This is a genomic window from Dickeya fangzhongdai (assembly GCF_002812485.1).
GTDB lineage: Bacteria > Pseudomonadota > Gammaproteobacteria > Enterobacterales > Enterobacteriaceae > Dickeya > Dickeya fangzhongdai.
In genome coordinates this window covers 3,113,588-3,134,590 of record NZ_CP025003.1, presented here as the reverse complement: position 1 = coordinate 3,134,590, position 21,003 = coordinate 3,113,588, and the positions used below count along the sequence as shown (strand labels likewise).

The 21,003-nt window shown below is 58.1% G+C and carries 20 protein-coding genes; 19 read left to right on the top strand and 1 reads right to left on the bottom strand.

Going from position 1 to position 21,003, the window contains the following annotated elements; genetic code table 11:
• Window positions 1-61: 61 nt before the first annotated feature.
• From acpP to CVE23_RS13780, 17 genes are all read left to right on the top strand, one after another.
• Window positions 62-298, top strand: coding sequence for an acyl carrier protein (gene acpP, locus CVE23_RS13860; protein WP_012765204.1), 237 nt, complete (start codon window positions 62-64; stop codon window positions 296-298).
• A gap of 82 nt (window positions 299-380) precedes the next feature.
• Window positions 381-1,619, top strand: a complete 1,239-nt coding sequence (gene fabF / locus CVE23_RS13855) for a beta-ketoacyl-ACP synthase II (RefSeq protein ID WP_038919517.1) — start codon at window positions 381-383, stop codon at window positions 1,617-1,619.
• Window positions 1,620-1,743: 124 nt separating this feature from the next.
• Window positions 1,744-2,547: an aminodeoxychorismate lyase gene (gene pabC / locus CVE23_RS13850; RefSeq protein ID WP_100849771.1), complete on the top strand. Its 804-nt coding sequence runs from the start codon at window positions 1,744-1,746 to the stop codon at window positions 2,545-2,547.
• 6 nt (window positions 2,548-2,553) lie between these two features.
• Entirely contained in the window at window positions 2,554-3,585 is a 1,032-nt protein-coding gene (gene mltG, locus CVE23_RS13845) for an endolytic transglycosylase MltG (protein WP_100849770.1), read from the top strand.
• Window positions 3,575-4,219, top strand: a complete 645-nt coding sequence (tmk, locus tag CVE23_RS13840) for a dTMP kinase (RefSeq protein WP_100849769.1) — start codon at window positions 3,575-3,577, stop codon at window positions 4,217-4,219. Before mltG ends, tmk begins: the two co-directional genes overlap by 11 nt.
• A gap of 7 nt (window positions 4,220-4,226) precedes the next feature.
• Window positions 4,227-5,237: a DNA polymerase III subunit delta' gene (gene holB, locus CVE23_RS13835; protein ID WP_100849768.1), complete on the top strand. Its 1,011-nt coding sequence runs from the start codon at window positions 4,227-4,229 to the stop codon at window positions 5,235-5,237.
• Between the two features lie 19 nt (window positions 5,238-5,256).
• Entirely contained in the window at window positions 5,257-6,051 is a 795-nt protein-coding gene (locus CVE23_RS13830; protein WP_100849767.1) for a metal-dependent hydrolase, read from the top strand.
• Window positions 6,052-6,367: 316 nt separating this feature from the next.
• Window positions 6,368-7,801 (top strand): PTS glucose transporter subunit IIBC, encoded by a 1,434-nt coding sequence (gene ptsG, locus CVE23_RS13825; protein ID WP_100849766.1) that lies wholly within the window; start codon window positions 6,368-6,370, stop codon window positions 7,799-7,801.
• Window positions 7,802-8,084: 283 nt separating this feature from the next.
• Entirely contained in the window at window positions 8,085-9,146 is a 1,062-nt protein-coding gene (locus tag CVE23_RS13820; protein WP_100849765.1) for a malate/lactate/ureidoglycolate dehydrogenase, read from the top strand.
• Window positions 9,147-9,259: 113 nt separating this feature from the next.
• Entirely contained in the window at window positions 9,260-9,610 is a 351-nt protein-coding gene (gene hinT, locus CVE23_RS13815) for a purine nucleoside phosphoramidase (RefSeq protein WP_013318426.1), read from the top strand.
• A gap of 7 nt (window positions 9,611-9,617) precedes the next feature.
• A complete protein-coding gene (locus CVE23_RS13810; RefSeq protein ID WP_038919509.1) occupies window positions 9,618-10,001 on the top strand; it encodes a YcfL family putative periplasmic lipoprotein in 384 nt (127 codons plus the stop codon).
• Between the two features lie 21 nt (window positions 10,002-10,022).
• On the top strand, window positions 10,023-10,613 hold the full coding sequence (gene lpoB / locus CVE23_RS13805) for a penicillin-binding protein activator LpoB (RefSeq protein ID WP_038919508.1): 591 nt from the start codon (window positions 10,023-10,025) through the stop codon (window positions 10,611-10,613).
• Window positions 10,591-11,448: a phosphotransferase gene (locus CVE23_RS13800; RefSeq protein WP_038919506.1), complete on the top strand. Its 858-nt coding sequence runs from the start codon at window positions 10,591-10,593 to the stop codon at window positions 11,446-11,448. Before lpoB ends, CVE23_RS13800 begins: the two co-directional genes overlap by 23 nt.
• Before the next feature lie 94 nt (window positions 11,449-11,542).
• Window positions 11,543-12,568 (top strand): beta-N-acetylhexosaminidase, encoded by a 1,026-nt coding sequence (gene nagZ, locus CVE23_RS13795; protein ID WP_100849764.1) that lies wholly within the window; start codon window positions 11,543-11,545, stop codon window positions 12,566-12,568.
• A gap of 35 nt (window positions 12,569-12,603) precedes the next feature.
• A complete protein-coding gene (ycfP, locus tag CVE23_RS13790) occupies window positions 12,604-13,146 on the top strand; it encodes an alpha/beta hydrolase YcfP (protein ID WP_038668043.1) in 543 nt (180 codons plus the stop codon).
• Between the two features lie 295 nt (window positions 13,147-13,441).
• Window positions 13,442-14,749, top strand: coding sequence for an NAD(P)/FAD-dependent oxidoreductase (locus tag CVE23_RS13785; protein WP_100849763.1), 1,308 nt, complete (start codon window positions 13,442-13,444; stop codon window positions 14,747-14,749).
• Between the two features lie 354 nt (window positions 14,750-15,103).
• A complete protein-coding gene (locus tag CVE23_RS13780; protein WP_038919503.1) occupies window positions 15,104-15,643 on the top strand; it encodes a glycine zipper 2TM domain-containing protein in 540 nt (179 codons plus the stop codon).
• A gap of 74 nt (window positions 15,644-15,717) precedes the next feature.
• On the opposite strand, the gene CVE23_RS13775 is transcribed toward CVE23_RS13780, so the two are convergent.
• Window positions 15,718-16,791 (bottom strand): LacI family DNA-binding transcriptional regulator, encoded by a 1,074-nt coding sequence (locus CVE23_RS13775; protein ID WP_100850474.1) that lies wholly within the window; start codon window positions 16,789-16,791, stop codon window positions 15,718-15,720.
• A 303-nt stretch (window positions 16,792-17,094) separates the two neighbouring features.
• Between CVE23_RS13775 and CVE23_RS13770 the strand changes: the two genes are divergently transcribed.
• Both CVE23_RS13770 and CVE23_RS13765 read left to right on the top strand, forming a co-directional pair.
• Window positions 17,095-18,393: an MFS transporter gene (locus CVE23_RS13770; RefSeq protein ID WP_038668050.1), complete on the top strand. Its 1,299-nt coding sequence runs from the start codon at window positions 17,095-17,097 to the stop codon at window positions 18,391-18,393.
• 28 nt (window positions 18,394-18,421) lie between these two features.
• The gene (locus CVE23_RS13765; protein ID WP_100849762.1) at window positions 18,422-20,797 is read left to right on the top strand and encodes a glycoside hydrolase family 31 protein; all 2,376 of its coding nucleotides are present in this window, start codon (window positions 18,422-18,424) and stop codon (window positions 20,795-20,797) included.
• The last annotated feature ends 206 nt before the right edge of the window (window positions 20,798-21,003 follow it).

Sequence of the window (21,003 nt, the reverse complement as noted above, 5' to 3'; positions counted from 1 at the left end):
CAACATTTTATACACTACGAAAACCATCGCGAAAGCGAGTTTTGATAGGAAATTTAAGAGTATGAGCACTATCGAAGAACGCGTTAAGAAAATCATCGTTGAACAGCTGGGCGTTAAGCCGGAAGAAGTCGTGAACAATGCCTCTTTCGTTGATGACCTGGGCGCTGATTCTCTTGACACTGTTGAGCTGGTAATGGCATTGGAAGAAGAATTCGATACCGAGATCCCAGACGAAGAAGCTGAAAAAATCACGACTGTTCAGGCAGCCATCGATTTTATTCAGGCTAATCAGCAGTAATCGAACATATCTAGGCGGTCGCTCGACCGCCTAAGTTTTCTTCTACCTCAGTATCTTTTTTTTCCCTCCCTGGAGGATCAGCGTGTCTAAGCGTCGAGTAGTTGTGACTGGTCTGGGCATGTTATCTCCTGTCGGCAATACAGTAGCGTCAACCTGGAATGCTCTGCTTGCCGGTCAGAGTGGCATCAGCCTGATTGATCATTTCGATACTAGTGCCTATGCAACGCGTTTTGCTGGCTTAGTAAAAGACTTTAATAGTGAAGATTTCATCCCGCGCAAAGAAGCGCGCAAGATGGATGCCTTTATTCAATACGGGGTTGCAGCCGGCATTCAGGCCATGCAGGATTCAGGCCTTGAGGTGACGGAAGCCAATGCGAGTCGTATCGGAGCCGCTATCGGGTCAGGTATTGGTGGTCTGGGGCTGATTGAGGAAAACCATGGCGCGCTGGTGCATGGTGGCCCGCGTAAAATCAGTCCGTTCTTTGTGCCATCCACCATTGTCAACATGGTCGCCGGGCACCTGAGCATCATGTTCGGCCTGCGTGGTCCAACCATTTCCATTGCCACCGCATGTACTTCTGGTGTGCATAACATCGGCCACGCTGCGCGCATTATCGCGTATAACGATGCCGATGTTATGTTGGCCGGCGGGGCGGAAAAAGCCAGTACGCCGCTGGGTGTTGGCGGATTCGGCGCAGCGCGCGCCCTGTCGACCCGCAACGATAATCCGCAGGCGGCAAGCCGTCCGTGGGACAAAGATCGCGATGGCTTCGTGCTGGGCGACGGCGCCGGCATTCTGGTGCTGGAAGAATATGAGCATGCCAAAAAGCGCGGAGCGAAAATCTACGCTGAAATCGTAGGTTTTGGCATGAGCAGCGACGCCTACCATATGACGTCTCCGCCGGAGAATGGCGCTGGCGCGGCGCTGGCGATGGAAAATGCCTTGCGTGATGCAGGTATTACCACGGAGCAGGTGGGTTATATCAATGCGCACGGTACGTCCACGTCGGCGGGTGATAAAGCCGAAGCACAAGCGGTGAAATCGGTTTTCGGTGCGGATACCCGCGTGCTGGTCAGCTCGACCAAGTCCATGATCGGCCACCTGTTGGGGGCTGCGGGCGCGGTGGAGTCGATCTTCTGTATTATGGCGTTGCGCGATAAGGCTGTTCCGCCGACCATCAACCTGGATAACCCGGATGAAGGCTGCGATCTGGATTTCGTGGCGCACGAAGCTCGTCAGGTGGCCAATATGGAATACACGTTGTGTAACTCCTTTGGTTTCGGCGGCACCAACGGTTCCGTGGTGTTCCGCAAAGTCTGATGCGATGTTTTAATGAAGAGCCCGGTTCTGCCGGGCTTTTTTTTGTCTGACTGAAAATCGGATATTGCCGCTTGCCGGACGCCCAGACGACTGACAGGCTTGCACCCTGGCCGAGGAGACGAATATGTGGTGGATTGACGGAAAAGCGGAGCAATGCCTGCCGGTATCGGATCGCAGCGTACAGTTTGGCGACGGCTGTTTTACCACGGCCAGGGTTGTGAACGGCCATATTGTATGGCTGGAGCGACATATTCGGCGGTTGCAGCAGGCGGCGGAAAAATTGTTGTTGCCCGACCCGGACTGGCAGCGACTGAGCGATGAGATGCAGCAGGCCGCCGAGGGCCGCGTTGACGGCGTGGTGAAAGCCATCATCAGTCGGGGCAACGGCGGCCGCGGCTACAGCCCGGTGGGATGCCACAAACCGGTGCGCATTGTTATGCAGGCGGCGTACCCGCGACACTACGCTCAATGGCGTCAGGACGGCATCCGACTGGCGCTGAGTCCGGTTCCGCTGGCGCAGAGCGCCTGGCTGGCGGGGATAAAGCATCTAAACCGGCTGGAGCAGGTGTTCATCCGCATGCATCTTGAACAGTCCGGCGCTGATGAGGCGCTGGTGCTTGACACCTCCGGGGCGCTGGTGGAATGCTGTGCGGCTAATTTATTCTGGCGCAAGGGAAAGCGGGTTTTCACGCCGGATGTATCGCTTGCCGGCGTTGACGGCGTCGCGCGTCGGCATATTATGGCGCTGTTGTCGGCATCGGCGTTTGAGCTGCATGTGGTGACTGAACCGCTGGAAACGCTGGCGGACGCAGACGAAGTGCTGGTGTGCAATGCGTTGATGCCGGTGATACCCGTAAACCAGGCGCATAGCTGGTGTTATCGCTCACGAGAGTTGTTCGACTTTCTGAGCCCTAACTGTGAGTCATGATGTGTTATGAAGAGAATAAAATGGGGTCTTGGGATTATTGTTCTGCTGGCGCTCGGTGCCTGGTGGGGCTGGAAACAGATACAGCACCTTGCCGATTCACCGTTGGCTATCAGACAGGAAACCATTTTTACTCTCCCGGCCGGCACCAATCGTGAAGCGCTAAAAGAGCTGCTGGTAGAACAACAAATTATTGGCGCCAGCGGCTGGTTCCCTTGGTTGCTGCATCTGGAGCCGGAACTGGCGGCGTTTAAGGCCGGGACCTATCGGCTGACGCCTGCGATGACGGTGCGCGACATGCTGGCGTTGCTGGCCAGCGGCAAAGAAGCGCAGTTTTCGCTGCGGTTTGTGGAAGGTTCGCGCCTGAAAGACTGGCAGGAAACGCTGAAGTCGGCGCCTTATCTCAAGCACACGTTGGATGATAAAACACCGCAGGAAATCGCCGAAGCGATGGGGTTGAAAGACAAGCCTAACCCCGAAGGCTGGTTTTATCCGGATACGTATCTGCACACTGCGGGCATGAGCGACAAGTCGATCCTGCAGCGCGCGCACCAGCGGATGACGAAAATGCTCAATGACGTCTGGCAGGGGAGGGACGAAGGGTTACCCTATAAAACCCCGGACGACCTGTTGGTGATGGCGTCGTTGATTGAAAAAGAAACCGCTATTAATGAAGAGCGGCCGCTGGTGGCCTCGGTATTTATCAATCGCCTGCGCGCCGGTATGCGGTTGCAGACCGACCCGACGGTGATCTACGGCATGGGGGACAGCTATAACGGCACCATTACCCGCAGTGCGCTGGAGGCTCCCACGCCGTACAATACCTATGTCATCAGCGGGTTGCCGCCCACGCCGATTGCCATGCCGGGCAAGGCGTCCCTCGAAGCAGCCGCGCATCCGGCCAAAACCGGCTATCTCTATTTTGTGGCCGACGGCAAGGGTGGACACAAATTTACCACCAACCTGAACGATCATAACCGCGCCGTGCAGGCGTATCGTTCCGCGCAGGCTGCCGCCGGAAAGGAAAAGAATGAACAGTAAATTTATCGTAATTGAAGGTCTGGAAGGCGCGGGTAAGACCAGCGCTCATGCGGTGGTGGTGGACACGCTGCGGACATTCGGCATTGATGACATTGTGTTTACCCGTGAGCCCGGCGGCACGCCGCTGGCGGAAAAGCTGCGTGAGTTGATCAAACAGGGCGTGGCGGATGAAAAGCTGACGGATAAGGCCGAACTGCTGATGCTGTATGCGGCGCGCGTGCAGCTGGTGGATAACGTGATTCGACCAGCGCTGGCCCGCGGCGCCTGGGTTGTGGGCGATCGGCACGATCTCTCTTCCCAGGCCTATCAGGGCGGCGGCCGGGGTATCGATGCGCGATTGATGACCTCGCTGCGGGATACCGTGCTGGGCGATTTCCGCCCTGACTTAACGTTGTATCTGGATATTTCGCCTGAGCTGGGGCTTAAACGCGCCCGCCAGCGCGGCGCGCTGGATCGCATCGAGCAGGAGTCGCTGGCGTTTTTCGAGCGCACCCGCGCCCGCTATCAGCAACAGGCGGCGGCCGACGCTTCTATCGTGACGATTGATGCATCCCGCGACCTGGCGCTGGTCAATGCCGACATCCGTCAGGTCTTGTCTGACTGGCTGCGGCAACTGAACGGGCGAGGGGAGTGAGCGACTGATGGAGTGGTATCCTTGGCTGAATGCGCCTTACCGCCAGTTGCTGGCGTCGCATCAGGCGGAGCGCGGCCATCATGCGCTGTTGCTGCATGCTATCGACGGTATGGGCGACGCCTCGCTGGCGTACGCATTCAGCCGCTGGCTGCTGTGTCAGCAGCCGGATGGCGCAAAGAGCTGCGGACGCTGCCACTCCTGTGAGTTGATGAACGCCGGCACCCATCCGGACTGGCATACCCTCAGCCCGGAAAAAGGTAAGCACAGTCTGGGCGTTGACGCGGTGCGCGATGCGTTAGAGCAAGTGTACCAGCGCTCGCGGCAGGGTGGTGCGAAGGTGGTTTGGCTGCCGCAGGCGGAAAGCCTGACCGAAGCGGCGGCCAATGCGCTGCTGAAGACGTTGGAAGAGCCGCCGGCGCAAACCTATTTTCTGCTGGGATGCCGCGAACCGGGACGGTTGCTGGCGACGATGCGCAGTCGCTGCCTGCATTTGTACCTGGATGTGCCGGCTGAGCCGCAAGGGATGCAATGGCTGCGCGGACGCGGACATCATGATGAGCTGGCGCTGCAGACCGCGTTGCGACTGGCGGCGGGGGCGCCGCTGGCCGCTGAAGCATTGCTGCAGCCGGATAGCTGGAAAGCGCGTCAGGCGGTTTGCCAGCAGCTGGCGCAGAGCCTGCAGTCCAGTGATGCGCTGGCGCTGTTGCCGGTACTCAATCATGATGACGCCGATCGTCGTATTCACTGGGTGAGTACGCTGTTGCTGGATGCGCTGAAATGGCGCCATCAGGCTGCCGATCAGCGGACCAACCTGGATCAGGCGCCGCTGGCGGCGCAATTGGCGTCACAGCTTGGCGACGCCCGCCTGCACCACGGCCTGCGGCGCTGGCTACACTGTCGTCACCAACTGTTGTCGGTGACGGGCGTTAACCGCGAATTGTTATTGACGGAACTGTTGCTGGCGTGGGAGAGCCTGTTGTCGTCTCCGACGCTGCCGGTGTCGTCATCTTTTTCCTGAATACCGGATACCCTTGATTATGTTGTTAGTTGATTCCCACTGCCACCTTGATGGTTTGGATTATCAGTCGCTGCACAAAGACGTGTCTGACGTGCTGAACAAGGCCCGTGAGCGCGAGGTAGGCTTTTTTCTGGCGGTGGCGACCACCTTACCGGGATTCCGCGCCATGACCGAATTGATCGGCGAACGCGACAATGTGGCGTTTTCCTGCGGCGTGCATCCGCTCAGTCAGGAAGAGCCGTACGATTTCGCCGAGCTGCGCACACTGGCGGCCTCACCGTCGGTTGTCGCGTTGGGGGAAACCGGGCTGGATTACTATTATCAGCAAGACACCATCCCGCAGCAGCAGGCATCGTTTCGCGAACATATTCGCGTTGGCCGGGCGCTGAATAAGCCGGTGATTGTGCATACCCGTTCCGCCCGTGAAGATACGCTTGCCATCCTGCGTGAGGAAAAAGCGGACGAATGCGGCGGCGTGCTGCACTGCTTTACCGAAGATCGGGAAACAGCGGAGAAACTGCTGGATTTGGGGTTCTATATTTCCTTTTCCGGGATTGTGACTTTCCGTAATGCCGACGCATTGCGCGACGTCGCGCGTTACGTGCCGCTGGACCGGCTGCTGATTGAAACCGATTCCCCGTGGCTGGCGCCGGTTCCCTACCGCGGCAAGGAGAATCAGCCCGCCTACGTGCGCGATGTGGCTGAATATCTGGCTGTACTCAAAAATGTCAGTCTTGAACAGCTGGCATCCACCACTACCGAAAATTTTGCTCGGCTATTCCACATTGATGCAGCGCGGTTGACCGTGGCCTGATACTGGTTGAGAATACGCGAGTTTTTTTTGGCTTCGTAATTAATCGCTGATAATCCCTGCCATTTGCAGCTTGCGCTGTACGGTGGCGGGGTTAATTTTTAGCGTTAGATCACAAACCATAAGACTTCTGATAGTAACGTGGGTTTCCCATGAGTTGAAACGTGACTGCTATCAAACATTTGATGCAACATTTATTTTACTCTGCGTAAAAATTAATGAGGATGCATATCACATCCCGACCGCGTGAAGGATGACCTCCCCACCTTCATGCGAACTGTCAGAAGTAGAAGCACTATTACTCAGGAGCACTCTCTATATGTTCAAGAATGCATTTGCAAACCTACAAAAAGTAGGTAAATCGCTGATGCTGCCAGTATCCGTGCTGCCTATCGCCGGTATTCTGCTGGGCGTCGGGTCGGCCAACTTTAGCTGGCTGCCGGCGGTTGTTTCCAGCGTGATGGCGCAGGCGGGCGATTCGGTTTTTGCCAACATGCCGTTGATTTTTGCTATCGGCGTAGCGTTGGGCTTCACCAATAATGACGGCGTGTCCGCGCTGGCTGCGGTGGTGGCTTACGGCATTATGGTGAAAACCATGGCTGTGGTTGCGCCGCTGGTGCTGCATATGTCGCCGGCAGATATCGCCGCTAACCACATGGCTGATACCGGCGTGCTGGGGGGGATTATCGCCGGTGCGATTGCCGCCTACATGTTCAACCGCTTTTACCGCATCCGCTTGCCGGAATACCTGGGCTTCTTTGCCGGTAAGCGCTTTGTGCCGATCATCTCCGGCCTGACCGCCATCATCATCGGTGTGGTGCTGTCGTTCATTTGGCCGCCGGTGGGCAGCGCGATTCAGACTTTCTCTCAATGGGCCGCTTACCAGAACCCGGTACTGGCGTTCGGTATCTACGGCATCGTTGAGCGCAGTCTGGTGCCGTTCGGTCTGCACCATATCTGGAACGTGCCGTTCCAGATGCAGGTCGGCGAGTTCACCAACGCTGCGGGTCAGGTGTTCCACGGCGATATTCCGCGCTATATGGCGGGCGACCCGACTGCGGGTAAACTGTCTGGCGGTTTCCTGTTCAAAATGTATGGTCTGCCGGCCGCCGCGCTCGCTATCTGGCATTCGGCTAAACCGGAAAATCGCGCCAAAGTGGGCGGTATCATGATCTCCGCTGCGCTGACCGCGTTCCTGACCGGTATCACCGAGCCGATCGAGTTTTCCTTCATCTTCGTGGCGCCGATTCTGTATGTCATCCACGCGGTGCTGGCCGGTCTGGCGTTCCCGATCTGTATTCTGCTTGGCATGCGTGACGGCACCAGCTTCTCGCACGGTCTGATCGACTTCATCGTACTGAGCGGCAACGGCAGCAAACTGTGGCTGTTCCCGATCGTCGGCCTGTGCTATGCCGCGGTGTACTACACCGTGTTCCGCGTGCTGATCGCCAAACTGGATCTGAAAACCCCAGGCCGCGAAGAGTCTGCGTCCGAGCAGTCTGCTCAGGGCAACTCTGAAATGGCGGCGTCGCTGGTTTCCGCATTCGGCGGTAAAGAAAACATCACCAACCTGGATGCTTGTATCACTCGTCTGCGCGTCAGCGTGGGTGATGTGTCCAAAGTTGACCAGGCCGAGCTGAAGAAACTGGGCGCGGCGGGCGTGGTGGTGGCCGGTTCCGGCGTGCAGGCGATCTTCGGCACCAAGTCCGATAACCTGAAAACCGATATGGACGATTACATCCGTAATCACTGAAATATCCGTAACCACTGACGGATTACGGGGAGTTGACGAAAAGGGGCTACGGCCCCTTTTTTACATTCTGCATTTTTACAGCCCGCTTTTTTATATTCTAAAATGCCTCCCGGCAGGACAGAATCGTTTCCCCTCACCGGAAGTTCGGCAGTAGGATAACTGACGCTGCCGTGCGTGATACGCCCGTTGTCAGTCACGACAGTGGATAACCAACGCCGCTCTGCCCATAACAACATCGTCTATCAGCGGCGTACCACAACATCATTCTTTCAGAGGGAACAGTATGCGGATTTCAGCTGAGCGTTTAACGCAGATAGCCTATGAACTGTTGCGTAACACCGGGTGTGACCACGACGAAGCCGAGTGCGTGGCGCTTCATCTGGTTGGCGCGAATCTCAAGGGGCACGACAGCCACGGAGTCGGCATGTTGCCGGAATACGTCAGTTTCATCGCGCAGGGCATCATGCATCCCAACACCCCGGCCCGTTTGCTGCAGGATGGCGGCGCGGTGCTGCAGTTCTCCGGCGATCGCGGGTTCGGGCAGCGCACCGGGCGCGAAGCGATGCAAGCGGCGATTGAACGGGTGAAGACCACCGGTATTTGCCTGATGACGCTGGCGTCGACCTGTCATCTGGGGCGTATCGGCACCTACGGCGAAATGGCGGCGCAGGCCGGTCTGATTTCGATTCACTTCGTTAATGTCGGCGATATCGCGCCGCTGGTGGCGCCGTTTGGCGGCAGCGAGGCGCGTTTTGGCACCAACCCGATCTGTATTGCCTTCCCAGGCAGCGACGACAACCCCGATTTTATTCTGGACTTCGCCACCAGCATTGTGGCGCTGGGTAAAACGCGCGTGGCCTGGCTGGCGGGGAAAATCTTTGATGAGCCGGTGATGCTGGACAGCGACGGACGCCCGAGCGCCGATCCGCGGGTGATGTGGGAAGGCGAGGCGACCGGCGCGTTGCTGCCTATCGCGCGTCACAAGGGCGGCGGCCTGATTCTGGCGGCGGAACTGCTGGCGGGCATTTTGTCCGGCGGCGGCACCATTCAGCCGGGCAATGCGCGCGAAGGCGCCATCGTCAACAACATGACCACCATTGTGATCGATCCGTCTAAACTGGTGGGGATGGCGTGGCTGAAACAGGAGTACGATGCCATGTTGGCGTATGTCCGCGCCTCGCGCTCGCCGGATCCGTCCGTGCCGATTCTGATTGCCGGCGAACCGGAACGTCAGGCCCGTCAGCAGCGTCAGGCTGAGGGCATCGCCATTTCCGAGGGAGAGTGGCGGAAAATTACCGACGCCGGGTGTTCTCTGGGGATGCCGGCGGCATTTTTCGCGGCATAACGCCGGTGCTACGCGTGGCGAGCACCGACAAAGAGAGTTGAAAAGTATTGGATTTATCACTCATACTGCAAGCCGCATCGCTGAACAGCGCTCGTTTTTAAAGGAACTGTGTTATGGCTGAAGAAACCATTTTCAGTAAAATCATTCGTCGGGAAATCCCCGCCGATATCGTGTATCAGGATGAACTGGTGACTGCCTTTCGCGACATCGCGCCACGTACCCCCACCCACATTCTGATTGTGCCGAATGTCCTGATCCCCACCGTGAATGACACCGCGCCGGAGCATGAAGCGGCGCTTGGCCGCATGATCACCGTCGCAGGCAGTATTGCCCGTCAGGAAGGGATTGCGGATGACGGCTACCGTCTGATCATCAACTGCAATCGCCACGGCGGTCAGGAGGTGTATCACATCCATATGCATCTGCTGGGCGGTCGCCCGCTGGGGCCGTTGCTGGCCGGTTGATGCGGTCATGCGCGTATTCTCATCAGGCGCATTGGCCGCCTTGCTGCTGGGCATGTCGCTTGTCGGATGCAGCAAGACGGCCAGTCTGACCATTAATTCCAAACAGACGCTGGTGCTGGACGCCTCGGTGATGGCGGCCGGCATTAGCGCCTCTCGTCCGTCGCTGTCGCGCGGCGGCGCGGGTCAGCAGGCGTCGGCCCGTATCAGCAATACGTCGGGGCAGCCGGTGACGCTGCACTACCGTTTTTACTGGTATGATCAGCAGGGGCTGGATGTGCCGCCGCTGGGTGTCAGCCAGACGGCGGTGATCCCTGCCCATACGGATATCTCCCTTGTTGCCACGCATGCTGACCCGGCAGCCAGCCAGGTACGGCTTTATCTTTTTCTCTGATGCGTGATTGAGAGGACAGACATGAAAAAATATCTTGGCATCGTGCTGATGGCGCTGGTGATTGCCGGCTGTACCAGCCGCGCGCCGCAAACGGAACAACCGGCCACTATCGAGCCCGCCGTCCCCACACCGTCGAAACCGCAGTTGCCGCCGGCAGAAAGTCAGCCATTGCCGACGCCGCCGAAGATTCAGGTACCGGTGTTGGACTGGTCGGCCGCGGCTACGCCGTTGGTGGGGCAGATGGTGAAAACCGACGGCATCGCCAGGGGCAGTATTTTGCTGCTGAACAAGCTTAAAAATAACACCAACGGTTCGCTGCAGACCGCTCAGGCGACTACCGCGCTGTATAACGCGCTGGCGTCTTCCGGGCAGTTTACGATGGTGTCTCGCGAACAATTGGGCGTTGCCCGGCAGTCGCTGGGATTATCGGAAGAAGACAGTCTGGAGTCGCGCAGCAAAGCGGTGGGGTTGGCCCGCTATGTCGGCGCGCAATACGTGCTGTATGCCGACGCCAGCGGGGACGTGAAGTCACCGGATCTGTCGATGCAACTGATGCTGGTGCAGACCGGCGAAATCGTCTGGTCCGGCAATGGCACGGTTCGCCAGCAGTGAGGCGCTGAACGCGCTGTTGCAGCAGGCTCTGCCGGCGGTAGCGACCGCCGGTTTTTATTTACAGCCGGTCAACGGCCTTAGTCACCAGAGCTGGCGCGTTCATTCTCCGGCCGGGCTGTGGCTGGCGCGCGGCGAAACGCCGCAGGGGCGCCAGCTTGGCACCTCCCGACAGCGTGAATTTCATGTGCTGCGGCACCTGGCCGGGCAGTCGCTGGCACCGCATCCGGTGTGCTGGCGCGATGGCTGGTTGCTGGTGCAGTGGCTGGCGGGCGAGCTGGCCGATGAGCGCCAGTTTGCGCAGGCGGAAGGAGAACTGGCGGCGATGCTGGCGCGTCTGCATCATCAGCCGCGTTATGGCTATCCGTTGCCGTTGAAACGCCTGATGGCGCATCACTGGCACCATATGGACCCAGCCCGACGCTCGCCGCGTCTGAGGCGCGTCTATCAGCAGGTGGTGGATAAGCCGCTGCCGACGCCGTTACTGATCGCGCCGCTGCATCTGGATGTGCATCCCGGCAACCTGCTGCGTACCGAGGCCGGCTGGCGATTGATTGACTGGGAGTACGCGGCGGACGGCGATATCGGGCTGGAGCTGGCGTTGCTGTTCCGGTCCTGCGAGCTGGATGAAGCGCGTCAGCAGGATTTTTTGCAGGCGTATTGTCGGCACTGGCGCCACCTGCGCCCGGCGTCACTGCGGCGGCAGGCGGCGCGCTGGCAATATTGGGTGGATTATCTGGTGCTGATGTGGTTCGAAGTCCGCTGGCGGCAGACCGCTGAGGCGTATTACCGACAGACGGCTGACGCATTGCGGCGGGCCGCGGGATGGCGCGATTGAGTCTTTCTCTCTGGGGGGCGTTTGCGCGGGCCGTTTGATTATCAGGCCGATTTTTCCATCATGCCGATGTGGCAATCATACAGAAGGGGTGTTTGTGGGGCCGTTAATGTTAGATGTGGCCGGCTATGAGCTGGACGCGGAAGATCGCGAGGTGCTGGCGCATCCGCTGGTGGGTGGCGTGATCCTGTTTAGCCGTAACTTTCACGACGCCGACCAGTTGGCGGAACTGGTGCGTCAGATGCGTCGCGCTTCTCGCGAGCGGCTGGTGGTGTCGGTCGATCAGGAAGGCGGGCGCGTGCAGCGGTTTCGCGACGGTTTTACCGCGCTGCCGGCCGCGCAGTCGTTTGCCGCGCTGAACCCGTTGCCGCAGGCGCAACTGCTGGCGGAAGAAGCGGGCTGGGTGATGGCGGCGGAGATGATCGCCATGGATATCGATATCAGCTTTGCGCCGGTACTGGATGTCGGGCACCAGAGCGCGGCGATTGGCGACCGTTCCTTCCACGACGACCCGGACACCTTGCTGGCGGTGGTGGAGCGTTTTATTGCCGGCATGCGTGCCGCCGGTATGAAGGCGACCGGCAAGCATTTCCCCGGTCATGGCGCGGTAACGGCGGATTCCCACAAGGAAACGCCGCGGGACGAGCGGTCGCTGGCGCAAATTCGGGAACGGGATATGCGGGTGTTTCGGGAATTGATCGCCCGCCAGCAGTTAGATGCGGTGATGCCGGCGCACGTGATTTATACCGATGCCGATCCCCGCCCGGCCAGCGGGTCGCCCTACTGGCTTAAACAAGTGCTGCGTCAGGAGCTGGGATTTGGCGGCATCATCTTCTCGGATGATCTATCGATGGAAGGCGCAGCGGTGATGGGCGGTTACGCCGAACGCGCGCAGGCGGCGCTGGACGCGGGGTGCGACATGATTCTGGTATGTAACCAGCGTCAGGGCGCGATCAGCGTGTTGGATAACCTGTCTCCGGTCAAAGTACCGGGGTTGGAGACGCTCTATCATCGGGGGTTGATCACTCGCCGTGAACTGCTGAATTCATCGCGCTGGAAACAGGCGACGTCGCAGTTGACGGCACTGAGTGAACGCTGGCAGGCGCATAAAGCCGCCGGTTAAATCACCTGCTAAATGAGGCTGGAGGGAAGGCACCGATGATCATTTATTTGCACGGTTTTGATTCAAGCAGTCCGGGTAATCATGAGAAAGTGCTGCAGTTGCAGTTCATCGACCCGGATGTCCGGCTGGTGAGCTACAGTACCCTGCATCCGCGCCATGATATGCAGCATCTGCTCAGGGAAGTGGACAAGATGCTGCAATTGAATGCGGATAACCGCCCGCTGATTTGCGGCGTCGGGCTGGGTGGCTTTTGGGCTGAACGCATCGGTTTCCTGTGTGATATCCGCCAGGTGATGTTCAATCCCAACCTGTTCCCGCAGGAAAACATGGAAGGCAAAATCGATCGTCCGGAAGAGTACGCAGACATCGCCACCAAGTGCGTGGAGAATTTCCGCGAGAAAAACCGCGATCGCTGTATGGTGGTGCTGTCGCGCCACGATGAAATGCTGAATAACCAGCGCAGCGCCTGTTTGCTGGGCGAATACTACGAAATCATCTGGAATGAGAGCGAAGGCCATAAATTCCGCGATATCTCGCCACACCTGCAACGCATCAAGGCGTTTAAATCACTGGGGTGATTTTTCCTCTACACTGTCTTTGTGGCTGTCAAACCCGCGTCAGGCTGGGGCGACAGCCGCTTTCCCTCTGCTGACCTGCTGCACTAACTTGTTGGATCTCAACGTCTAATTCTTCGCTCTGACGATCTGTAACTAAAATAAATTGATATAAATCAATTTTGGTATGACCAAATGACCTTACATGCTATTCTCATCGCATATATCCAATTTTCATTATCATAACCATATGTAATATAAGGATATTATTTTTTTACCCTTTATTAACTATTGGTTCACAAATTTTCAGGGGGTCATTTTGACATCATTGCCAATCAAGAAAATCGTGATTGTCGGCGGTGGCGCCGGAGGGCTGGAGCTGGCAACCAGTCTGGGGCATAAGCTGGGTCGTAAGAAGAAGGCGGAAATAACACTGGTGGATCGCAACCACAGCCACCTGTGGAAACCGCTGCTGCACGAAGTGGCGACCGGCTCGCTGGATGATGATATGGATGCGCTGAGTTACCTGGCGCATGCCCGCAATCATCACTTCAATTTCCAGTTGGGTATGATGACCGACATCGACCGCGAGCAGCGTACCGTCCAACTGGCCGAAATCCGCGGCGAGCAGGGGGAACTGCTGGTGGCGGCCCGTTCACTGTCGTACGACATTCTGGTGGTGGCGCTGGGCAGCACCTCCAATGACTTCGGTACGCCGGGCGTCAAAGATCACTGCATTTTCCTGGACAACCCGAAACAAGCCCGCCGTTTCCATAACGAAATGCTCAATCTGTTCCTCAAGTTCTCCGCTTCTCAGGGGCTGCAGGAGAAGGTCAATATCGCGATTGTCGGAGGGGGCGCCACCGGGGTGGAGCTGTCCGCCGAACTGCACAACGCGGTGAAACAGCTGCACAGCTACGGTTTTGACAGCCTCAGCAATCAGGCGCTCAACGTCACGCTGGTGGAAGCCGGGGAACGTATTCTGCCGGCGCTGCCGCCGCGTATTTCTGCGGCGGCGCACCATGAACTGACCAAGCTCGGCGTGCGCGTGCTGACCAAAACCATGGTGACCAGCGCCCAGCAGAACGGCCTGAACACCAAGGACGGCGAGTTTATCGACGCCGATCTGATGGTATGGGCGGCGGGTATCAAGGCCGCCGACGCCATGAAGGACATTGCCGGTCTGGAAACCAACCGGATCAACCAACTGGTGGTGGAGCCGACGCTGCAGACCACGCGCGATCCGGCTATTTTCGCCATCGGCGACTGTGCGTCCTGCCCACAGCCGGGCGGTGGCTTTGTGCCGCCACGCGCGCAGGCTGCGCATCAAATGGCGTCGCGCTGTTACAGCAACATCCTGGCGCTGATGAATAATCAGTCGCTGAAGCCTTACGTCTACAAAGACCACGGTTCGCTGGTGTCATTGTCTAAATTCAGCACCGTCGGTAGCCTGATGGGCAACCTGATGCGCGGTTCGGTGATGGTGGAAGGACGTATTGCCCGCTTCGTTTACATTTCGCTGTATCGCATGCACCAGATTGCGCTGCATGGCTACATCAAGACCGGCCTGATGATGTTGGTCGGCAGCATCAACCGGGTGATCCGCCCGCGTCTCAAACTGCATTAAGGCCGGATAGCTCTGGTCTGGCGTCTCGGTTGCCCGCTATTCGGCGGGCAACCTGTTATTCCCCGCTATATTGTTCACATCACAGAATAAAATATTGCACTAACACCAACTAAAGGTAAGAAAACTCTCAAATGTGACGGTTTTGTTATCTGTGCAACCTTTTTGAGGTAGAAATCCGATTGAGAGTACCTGGTGGATTAGGCAGACTTCATCACGTCAGGCGGCGTAGCGCGCACGCCGCGCCCCGGAAGGTGGGGCTTTCGGGTTAAAAGCCATCAGCCCGTTATGAGCCGTAAGAGCGCTCAACGCAGGGTGGAGTGGAGGATGCGTGGTTATTTATTCAGGAGGTTTCCTGTGAACAAGTCAATGTTAGCGGGTGTGGGTATTGGTATGGCTGCAGCTCTGGGTGTGGCAGCCGTCGCCAGTCTGGATGTGTTTGCGTCCAGACCGCAGTTTGCACAGGTGCTGACAGCAACACCTATCAAAGAAACCGTGAAAACGCCGCGTCAGGAATGCCGTAATGTCACCGTGACGCATCGCCAGCCGGTGCAGGATGAAAACCGTATTGCCGGGTCGTTGCTGGGCGCCGTGGCCGGCGGCGTGCTGGGGCATCAGTTCGGCAATGGCCGTGGCCGCGATGTGACGACGGTAGTCGGCGCGCTGGCCGGGGGATACGCCGGCAATCAGGTGCAGGGAAAAATGCAGGACGGTGATACCACCACCTCCACGCAACAGCGTTGCCAGACGGTGTATGACAAATCGCAGAAAGTGCTGGGTTATGATGTCACCTATAAAATCGGCGATCAGGAAGGAAAAGTGCGGATGGACCGCGATCCCGGCACCCGTATCCCGCTCGATCGCAACGGTCAGCTGATTCTCAGTCAGTCCAGCTGATGCGGCGGACAGGCAGGCCCGCGTTGTCACGCTGCTGACCGCGGGCCTGATGCCGTCGATACCGCCCGCCTGACTCATGCATCATATAAATCGGTATCCTGCACCGGCGAGTGGCGCTGGCTGGGCCGAATGCGTTTGACCGAATCTCTCACCGCCAGCGTACCGTTAAGCAGAATATTGCCGGTACCTCGTCCCGGCTGCATCAGCTGAAGCTGCAATAATCTCACCGCCTCTCGTCCCAACTCTTCACGCGGGATCAGCACCGATGTCAGCGGAATATCGTGCACCGCCGCCAGATTGGCGCCATCCATGCTCATGACCGATATATCCTGCGGCACGCGCAGCTTCGCTTTATGCAGCGCATTGACGGCGCCCACCGCCATAAAGTCGCCGCCCGCCAGTATGGCGGTAGGGTACTGTTCCTGCGGGCAGGCGGCCAGAAAGTCAGTGACGGCCTGTTCCGTTTCTGCGCTGCCGAAGCCACGGGGCGTCAGTAAATGGATGTCGTCAATAAAAGGCAGGTTGTGCTGTTGATAGGCATCACGAATGCCCGCCAGTCGCCACTCCATGGTGTAGCGCCGCAGGCACAGCAGGGTCAGGATCTGACGGTGCCCCTGATCGATCAGATAGTTGGCGGCAAATTCGCCGATAAGCTGGTGCGCAGGCGACACGCCGGACAATTTCATTTTGTTGTCGAGACAGTTGACCAGCACGCAGGGTTTGTTCAATTCGGCCGCCAGCGCGTGAATATAAGGATCGTCAATGCCGATCAGAATGGCGCCTTCGGTTTCCGGCGACGACATTTTTTCCAGAAACAGCGCCGCATCGCTGTCGTTTTCCGCCAACCCGCAGTAGCGCAGGCGTACATCGTGCGAGTCCAGCGAGTCGAGAATCCCTTCCAGTACCTTATGGTAGAAAATATCCGCCCGGCTATTAAAAGCGCGCTCCGGCGCGAACACCGTCAGGCTATTAAGCAGCAAGCGGCCGGTGGCCAGATGATCCATCACGCCGTATTGCCGGGCAGAGGTCAGAATTCGCGTCCGCGCCGCATCGCTGGTATTGGATTTCCCCGCCAGCACCCGGGAAACGGTACTGACGGAGAAGCCGGTTTGCATGGCGATTTCACGAATTTTGAGGTTTTTTTTCATTTTGTGATCCCGTTCAATTTGAATCGTGAAAAAATTTTCATCACCAGAAAAAAGGCGTCGGACGGCGGATAAATGGCCGGAAAGAATATATTTCGACGCTACCATGAAAATAGTTGCAAAAAAGTGAGTATCTCCGGCTTTTTAATTTTTCTACGCTGAATCGGTCGTGATTCTTCAGGCGTCATCACGCCGAAGAATACGTCGTCACGACATAAAAATACTTATAAAAATCCGAACATTAGAACATCAGGATGGTGTTGCGCCGGGAGGCGTTTCACTGTTGTCTGCCGCAAGGAGATCACCATGAGTCTCGACGTTAATTCCTCGCCCGTCATCAATGAAAAACGAAAATTCAAACAATTGCGCTGGTGGATACTGGCGTTATTTCTGTTTGGCGTCACCGTTAATTACATTACCCGCAATTCGCTGGGTATTCTGGCGCCCGAATTAAAAACGGTGCTGAATATCACCACCGAGCAATACTCCTGGATTGTCGGCGCTTTCCAATTGGCCTATACGCTATTTCAGCCTTTATGCGGATGGCTGATCGACGTGATTGGATTAAAGCTGGGCTTCATGATCTGCGCCGTGATTTGGGCGCTGATGTGCCTGCTGCATGCCGGCGCCGGGAGCTGGGTGCAGCTTGCCATTTTGCGTTTCATGATGGGCGGGGCTGAAGCGGCGGCCACGCCGGCCAACGCCAAAACCATCGGCGAGTGGTTCCCCCGCCAGGAGCGGCCCATCGCCGCCGGTTGGGCCGGCGTGGGCTTTTCCATCGGTGCGATGCTGGCGCCGCCCATTATCGTGGTCGCGCACTCCGCTTTCGGCTGGCAAGGGGCATTCCTGTTTGCCGGGGTGCTGGCGATGTTGTGGGTGGTGTTGTGGTGGCTGTTTTACCATAACCCGGGAGAACACCCGCGCCTGAGTAAGGAAGAGCTGGCGTTTATCCGTCAGGACAATGAGCCGGAGCCGGTGAAACAACCGTTTTTTACCGCCATGAAGACGGTGATGAAAAACCGCCGTTTTTACGGCATCGCCATTCCCGCGTTTATGGCGGAACCTGCCTGGGCGGTGCTGAGTTTCTGGGTGCCGCTGTACCTGGCCAAAGAGCGTGGCATGGATTTGAAACAAATCGCCATGTTCGCCTGGCTGCCGTTTCTTGCCGCCGACTTCGGCAGTATCGCCAGCGGCTACCTGACCCGGCTCTACGCCCGGTGGTTTGGCTGTTCACGCATCAACTCGGTGGTGGGCAGTTCGGTAACCGGCGCGTTTCTGATGCTGTCGCTCGCGCTGGTCAGCGTGACCCAAAACCCCTATCTGGCCATCATCCTGATTTCGATTGGCGGATTCGGCCACCAAATTATTTCCTGCATGCTGAGCGCCGTCGTGGTGGATTCGTTCGATAAAGGCCAGATGGCGACGGTCAACGGTATGCGCGGCGCCAGCGCGTGGATTGCCAGCTTCCTGTTTTCACTATTGATTGGCGTTACCGCCGACAGGATTGGCTTCAGTCCGCTGTTTGTCGCTATGGGCTTTTTTGATTTATTCGGCGCGCTGTTCCTGATTGCGTTCATCGCGGAACGTCGCCAGCGCGCGCACTGACAGAACCTCCGAATAGACGAGTGATGCTATGAAGACATTGAAACATTGGGTATTGCACCATCAGGCCGAGGATCGGGTTGAACTGCTGGTGGACGGCGCACACCGCTTTTTGTTGTACGTGCTGGCGCCGGGGCTGATGCGGGTACTGATTAAACAGCATGGGGAGCTGCGGTTGAATCGCACCTGGAGCATTGCGCCGCAGCAGGACGTACCGTGGCAGGGCCGGGAACGGGAGAACAGCGAGGGATTCACGCTGCCGGGCTATACGCTAAGTTGGCAAGGCGATGCCTTGCAGATCAGCACCGGGCCATTGCGGGTGACGGTGCATCAGCCGCTGTGGCTGGCATGGGAATACCTTGATGCGCACGGGCAGTGGCAACCGCTGGCGTCCGATCGGCCGACCGGCGCCTATCTGCTCAATATGCACGGCGACGGCGTGGCGCACTATCAGCGGCGTACCCCGCAGGAACGCTGCTACGGGCTGGGGGAAAAGGCGGGCGACTTAAACCGCTCCGGTCGTCGCTTTGAATTCCGCAATCTGGATGCGATGGGCTATAACGCGCAAAGCACCGATCCGCTCTACAAGCACCTGCCGTTCACCCTGGTCAATCAACCGGGGGCTAGCTACGGCGTGTTTTACGACAATCTCAGCACCACCTGGCTGGATCTGGGCAACGAGATCGATAATTACCACCCGGCTTACCGGCGCTATCAGGCCGACGCCGGGGATCTGGATTATTATTTTCTGCTCGGCCCCGCTATTCTCGATGTGACCAAAGCCTTTGTCCGGCTTACCGGCAAAACCTGTTTCGGCCCCAAATGGAGCCTCGGTTACAGCGGGTCCACCATGCATTACACCGACGCGCCGGACGCTCAACAACAGCTGTTGTCCTTTATCGAACTGTGTCGCCAGCATGCGATTCCGTGCGATTCGTTCCAGCTCTCGTCCGGCTATACCTCAATTGGCAACAAACGTTACGTGTTCAACTGGAACTACGACAAAGTGCCGCAGCCGGAGCAAATGAGCCGGGCATTCCATGATGCCGGTATGCACCTGGCTGCCAATATCAAGCCTTGCCTGTTACAGGATCACCCCCGCTATCAGGAGGTGGCGGCCAAAGAGCTGTTTGTGCGCGATTCGCAGTCGGACAATCCGGAGCGCTCCAGCTTCTGGGACGACGAAGGCTCCCATCTGGATTTCACCAATCCGGACACCGTCGCCTGGTGGCAGGAGAACGTGACCCGGCAACTGCTGGAAAAAGGCATCGACTCCACCTGGAACGATAACAACGAATTCGAGATCTGGGACGGCGAAGCGCGCTGTCATGGCTTTGGTCAGCCGATTGCCATCAAGCATATCCGTCCGCTGATGCCGCTGCTGATGATGCGTGCCTCGATGGAAGCGCAGCAGCGGTTTGCGCCGACGCTGCGGCCTTATCTGATTTCGCGCTCCGGCAGCGCCGGTATGCAGCGCTACGTGCAGACCTGGAGCGGGGACAACCGCACCAGTTGGCAGACGCTGCGCTACAACACCCGTATGGGGGTCGGCATGAGTCTGTCCGGCCTGTATAACGTGGGCCATGATGTGGGCGGTTTCGCCGGCAATAAGCCCGATGCCGAGCTGTTTGCGCGCTGGGTGCAAAACGGGGTGATGCATCCGCGGTTTACCATTCACTCGTGGAATGACGACGCCACGGTCAACGAACCCTGGATGTACCCGGCGGTGACGCCGATTATCCGTGACGCCATCCAACTGCGTTATCGGCTGTTGCCGTATCTGTATACCCTGCTCTGGCAGGCGCATGCGGATGACGAGCCGATGTTGCGCCCGACCTTTTTGGATCACGAGCATGACCCGCGTACCTTCGGGGAAACCGACGATTTCATGCTGGGACGCGATCTGTTGGTGGCGAGCGTGGTGGAGCCGGGACAACGCCGGCGGGAGGTCTATCTGCCGGATAATGGCGACGGCTGGTATGACTTTTATCGCGGCGGCTGGTTCAGCGGCGGGCAAACCGTGACGCTTGATGCGCCGCTAGAACGGCTGCCGTTGCTGGTGCGGGCCGGAGCGATGGTGCCGCTGTCGGCGCGTACGGATTTCACCTGCCCGGCGGAAGATGACCAGCGCACCCTGTTGCTCTTCCCGCTGACGGGCAATGGCGTGCAGCAAGGGCTATTGTTTGAAGATGACGGAGAAACGCATCGCTGGCGCGACGGACAGGCGTTGTGGCTGCGTTGGGAGGTGTGTTGCAGCGCCCGGCGTATCGATATCACCTTCCGCCCGGAAGGCGCCTTCATTCCGGCGTGGCGGATGTTGACCGTACAGCTACCGCCTGACGAACGGCGCGCACTCTATATCAACGGCGAGCGCAGCACGCAGTATCGGTTGCCAGCCAACGGCTAACCCGACGGGCGGCGCGCGCCCGGTTGGCTGATGCGCCGCCCCGTGACCGATCTCGCCTTATTGCCTGCCGGATGCGGCGTCCCGTTTATCAATAGGCAGCGAAGGGGTATTATCAATCGCACATTGGAGGTTTTATACCGTCATACTTCAAGCTGCGGGTGTATTGGCCTTCCTGCAACCTGAAGTATGACGGGGATAGGCTTTTA

Coding starts and splice junctions, on each gene's coding strand:
- lpoB (WP_038919508.1), top strand. CDS start 10,023: ATGAAAAAATATCTTGGCATCGTGCTGATGGCGCTGGTGATTGCCGGC.
- CVE23_RS13830 (WP_100849767.1), top strand. CDS start 5,257: ATGTTGTTAGTTGATTCCCACTGCCACCTTGATGGTTTGGATTATCAG.
- CVE23_RS13770 (WP_038668050.1), top strand. CDS start 17,095: ATGAGTCTCGACGTTAATTCCTCGCCCGTCATCAATGAAAAACGAAAA.
- tmk (WP_100849769.1), top strand. CDS start 3,575: ATGAACAGTAAATTTATCGTAATTGAAGGTCTGGAAGGCGCGGGTAAG.
- mltG (WP_100849770.1), top strand. CDS start 2,554: ATGAAGAGAATAAAATGGGGTCTTGGGATTATTGTTCTGCTGGCGCTC.
- ycfP (WP_038668043.1), top strand. CDS start 12,604: ATGATCATTTATTTGCACGGTTTTGATTCAAGCAGTCCGGGTAATCAT.
- CVE23_RS13820 (WP_100849765.1), top strand. CDS start 8,085: ATGCGGATTTCAGCTGAGCGTTTAACGCAGATAGCCTATGAACTGTTG.
- hinT (WP_013318426.1), top strand. CDS start 9,260: ATGGCTGAAGAAACCATTTTCAGTAAAATCATTCGTCGGGAAATCCCC.
- CVE23_RS13765 (WP_100849762.1), top strand. CDS start 18,422: ATGAAGACATTGAAACATTGGGTATTGCACCATCAGGCCGAGGATCGG.
- CVE23_RS13810 (WP_038919509.1), top strand. CDS start 9,618: ATGCGCGTATTCTCATCAGGCGCATTGGCCGCCTTGCTGCTGGGCATG.
- CVE23_RS13800 (WP_038919506.1), top strand. CDS start 10,591: ATGGCACGGTTCGCCAGCAGTGAGGCGCTGAACGCGCTGTTGCAGCAG.
- acpP (WP_012765204.1), top strand. CDS start 62: ATGAGCACTATCGAAGAACGCGTTAAGAAAATCATCGTTGAACAGCTG.
- CVE23_RS13775 (WP_100850474.1), bottom strand. CDS start 16,791: ATGAAAAAAAACCTCAAAATTCGTGAAATCGCCATGCAAACCGGCTTC.
- holB (WP_100849768.1), top strand. CDS start 4,227: ATGGAGTGGTATCCTTGGCTGAATGCGCCTTACCGCCAGTTGCTGGCG.
- pabC (WP_100849771.1), top strand. CDS start 1,744: ATGTGGTGGATTGACGGAAAAGCGGAGCAATGCCTGCCGGTATCGGAT.
- ptsG (WP_100849766.1), top strand. CDS start 6,368: ATGTTCAAGAATGCATTTGCAAACCTACAAAAAGTAGGTAAATCGCTG.